Origin of the sequence: uncultured Campylobacter sp. (assembly GCF_937890585.1) — a bacterium.
Lineage (GTDB): Bacteria > Campylobacterota > Campylobacteria > Campylobacterales > Campylobacteraceae > Campylobacter_A.
Genome location: NZ_CALACG010000265.1, coordinates 1 through 3100, shown reverse-complemented (window position 1 = coordinate 3100; position 3100 = coordinate 1). Strand labels below are relative to the sequence as shown.

4 protein-coding genes and 1 pseudogene are annotated in these 3100 nt (G+C 33.8%); all 5 read right to left on the bottom strand.

What is annotated here, in order from left to right:
• Positions 1 to 319 (bottom strand): annotated as a pseudogene (locus tag Q0296_RS08055) (tetratricopeptide repeat protein); the annotation flags it as partial.
• Between the two features lie 34 nt (positions 320 to 353).
• Positions 354 to 1145 carry a tetratricopeptide repeat protein gene (locus tag Q0296_RS08050; protein ID WP_298039115.1) on the bottom strand — a complete coding sequence of 264 codons (792 nt, stop codon included), beginning with the start codon at positions 1143 to 1145 and terminating at the stop codon, positions 354 to 356.
• 100 nt (positions 1146 to 1245) lie between these two features.
• On the bottom strand, positions 1246 to 1686 hold the full coding sequence (locus Q0296_RS08045; protein ID WP_298039112.1) for a hypothetical protein: 441 nt from the start codon (positions 1684 to 1686) through the stop codon (positions 1246 to 1248).
• Between the two features lie 9 nt (positions 1687 to 1695).
• Entirely contained in the window at positions 1696 to 2451 is a 756-nt protein-coding gene (locus Q0296_RS08040) for a hypothetical protein (RefSeq protein WP_366939730.1), read from the bottom strand.
• Between the two features lie 244 nt (positions 2452 to 2695).
• On the bottom strand, positions 2696 to 3100 hold a 405-nt coding region (locus Q0296_RS08035), incomplete at its 5' end, for a hypothetical protein (RefSeq protein ID WP_298039111.1).

Sequence of the window (3100 nt, the reverse complement as noted above, 5' to 3'; positions counted from 1 at the left end):
GATCATTACAACTACCTTTTTGTCCATTTTTACAAGATTTTGAAAACAGATCAATAGCTTTTTTAAAATCTTGTTTTATTTGATTTCCTTCAAAATATAATCTTCCCAAAAGATAACAACTGAGACTGTCTCCAGATTTACATCCATTGGAATATAAGGCTATAGCTTTGTCAATATTGCCAGAATTTGCATAAGAAAAACCAGCAGCAGAACAAAGACTTATTTCTCCATTTTCACACATGGTATCAATATTTTTAGTATCTGAATTTTTTCCATATAGAAAGATTATAAAAAATAATAATAGTATTGTTTTTTTCATTTTTACCTTTCAGTTCAGTAAGCAAGGAATTAATTTATAATCCTTGTTCGGTTAAATTCTTATATAAATCACAGCCTTCTTGTGAGCCTAAATTGCAAGCTCTTTCTGTGTATTCCTTAGCTATTCTTTTGTTTTGTTTTACGCCTTTTCCATCATAATACATCATAAATAAACCCAAACATCCGCCAGGATTATCTAAATTGCATGCTGATGCTAGATATTTTAGTGCTTTTGTAAAATCTTGTCTAACTCCTGCGCCGGAAAGGTATTTCATCCCAAGAATATGGCATGCGCCACTTTCTTTTAATCCGCAGGCTTTTTCATAAAAGTTTATTGATATTTTTAAATACTGTTTTATTATTTTTCCTTGTTCGTAAAACAAGCCTAGACTAAAACATCCTTCTGAATTTTCTAAATTGCAAGCTCTGGTAAATAATTGGATAGCCTTTGTAATATCTTTTTTTACACTTTTTCCTTTAAGATATGAGGAACCAATTAAGAAGCATCCTTTTCCGTATTTTAAATCACAAGATGTCATAAATAGCTCGTTTGCTTTTGTAAGATCTTGTCTTACGCCTTTTCCATTGTAGTATAAATTGCCAGCACTATAACACCCAATTCCGATACCAGAATTACATGATGTCATATATAATTCATTTGCTTTTTTGTAATCTTGTTCTACTCCTTTTCCGTTTTCATATAAATTTCCAAGAGTTACACAAGCCATTTCTCTTTTTTTAGTGCATCCATTTTGAAGATTTTCTATATCAGAATTTTTGCCAAACAAGAGTGCAAAACAAAATATAAGCAAGATTATTTTTTTCATATTTTATCCTTATGAAATTTTTATAAGTTTAGCCCTTAGGGGATAAATTTAACTTTAAATATAAAATAAATTTATAGTAAATATACTTTTAGGATCAAATTTAATACCCAAGCTTATCTAATAAATTTCTCATATCGCAGCCCTTTTTAAAGCCTAGCTCGCATGATCTTTGAAAGTAGCTTTTGGCAGTCGTTTTATCCTCTTTTTTGCCGCCACCCAAAAGCGCGTAGTTTAAAAATCTTGCATATCTATTTAATATGATAGTTTGATTAAGCTCGCTACTAACGTCATTGTAGCTATTTTGGTAGTTGAGCGCAGCGCTATAGCAACCCTCTTTCATATCATTTTCGCAAGCTAGTAAAAATATCTCTTTTAGCTTTTTGAAATCTTTATCATTGCTTGAAGAGTTATAAATTTTTGCAGCAGCCTTGTAACAGCTCGTTAAATTTGCTCTTATATCGCCCTCGCTTTGGCACATCTCGTCTAAATTTTCTGCATTTAAAAGCACAATAAGAGATAAAAACAAAATCAAATTTTTCATAAATGCTCTTTAGTGAAAATCTCTAACTATCTCGCAAGCCTCTTTAAGGCCTAGCTTGCAAGCTTTTTTAAGCTCTTTTTCTGCCAGCTTTTTATCCTTTTTTGTCCCTATGCCATGATAGTAAAAGTATGCAAGATGTTTGCACCCACTTGCGCTATCTAGCCTGCACGCTTTGTTGTAGTATCTAAACGCCACTTCATCGTCTTTTTCTACGCCAAGAGCGTCGTCGTAAAGGCTGGCTAGGTTATTGCAAGCATCGGCAAAGTCAAGCTTGCAAGCTTTAAAATAGAGCTTGCTAGCCTTTTCATACTCTTTTTGCTCTTGATATAAGCTCGCTAGGTTGTAGCAAGAGATGCTAAAGTCGCTATCACAAGCCTTTTTGTAAAGCTTTACCGCTTCTTTGTAGTCGCGCTTTACGCCAGGGGTGTTGTGGTATAAAACGGCTAGGTTGTAGCACCCTTCATAGAAATTTTGCTCGCAAACTTCTTTGTAAATTTTAGCAGCCTTTTTGTAGTCTCTTTTTACGCCGCCTCCGTTATTATATAAAACTGCGACGTTAAAACAGCTTTGTATAAAAGCTAGATCGCAGCCCTTTTTAAAAGCATCTAAAGCCATTTTGTGATCTTTCATCTCTTGATACTCAACTCCAAGGTTGTGACAGGCAAATTTATTGCTCTCATTGCAGGTTTTGTTAAGAATTTCTAGTGATTTTGTCGCGTCTTTTTTTACGCCAAGTCCGCTTTTGTAAAACTCAGCCAGATAGATACATGCGTCTAAATTTTTAACCTCGCACTCACTTTTATAAATTCCAAATAGCCTTTTATACTCATCATCGCTGTATCTGCGGCTAAAATCAATGCAGTTATCCTCGATATTACAGCTATTTGCTTGAGAGATTTTTATCTTTAGATTTGTTGTTAAAGCTATTAAATTTAGTGTTAAAAACGCTAAGGAGATAAATTTGCGCCCAAACTAGGACGCAAATTTCTTAAGGAGGGAATGTTTAAAATTAAAATTTATAAGTGTAGCCTACATAAAGACCGATATTGCTCTCTCTAACTCTGCTAACATCATCTGCCTTATAGAAAGTGTAGTCAGTTTTTATGCCAGCTTCTAGGATGTTGTTTTGATCAAGTAGGTACTCAGCACCAAATTTAGCGCCTAAAACGAATCCTGTGTCATAGAATTTTTTATTCTCATCATCTCTGCTTATCAAAAGTCTAGATACACCAGTGTAGCCACCTGCAACAAGTTTAATATCTTCAGTGATGCTTGGAGTGTAATCAACTCCAGCTAGCAAACTGTGTTTTTTCCATTTAACAGTAAATCTGTCATCATCGTCTTCTATTTGTTTTTTTGTTTGAAAGCTATAAAAATAAGCACCGTAAGCTCTGAAGCTGTCAAAATCATAACC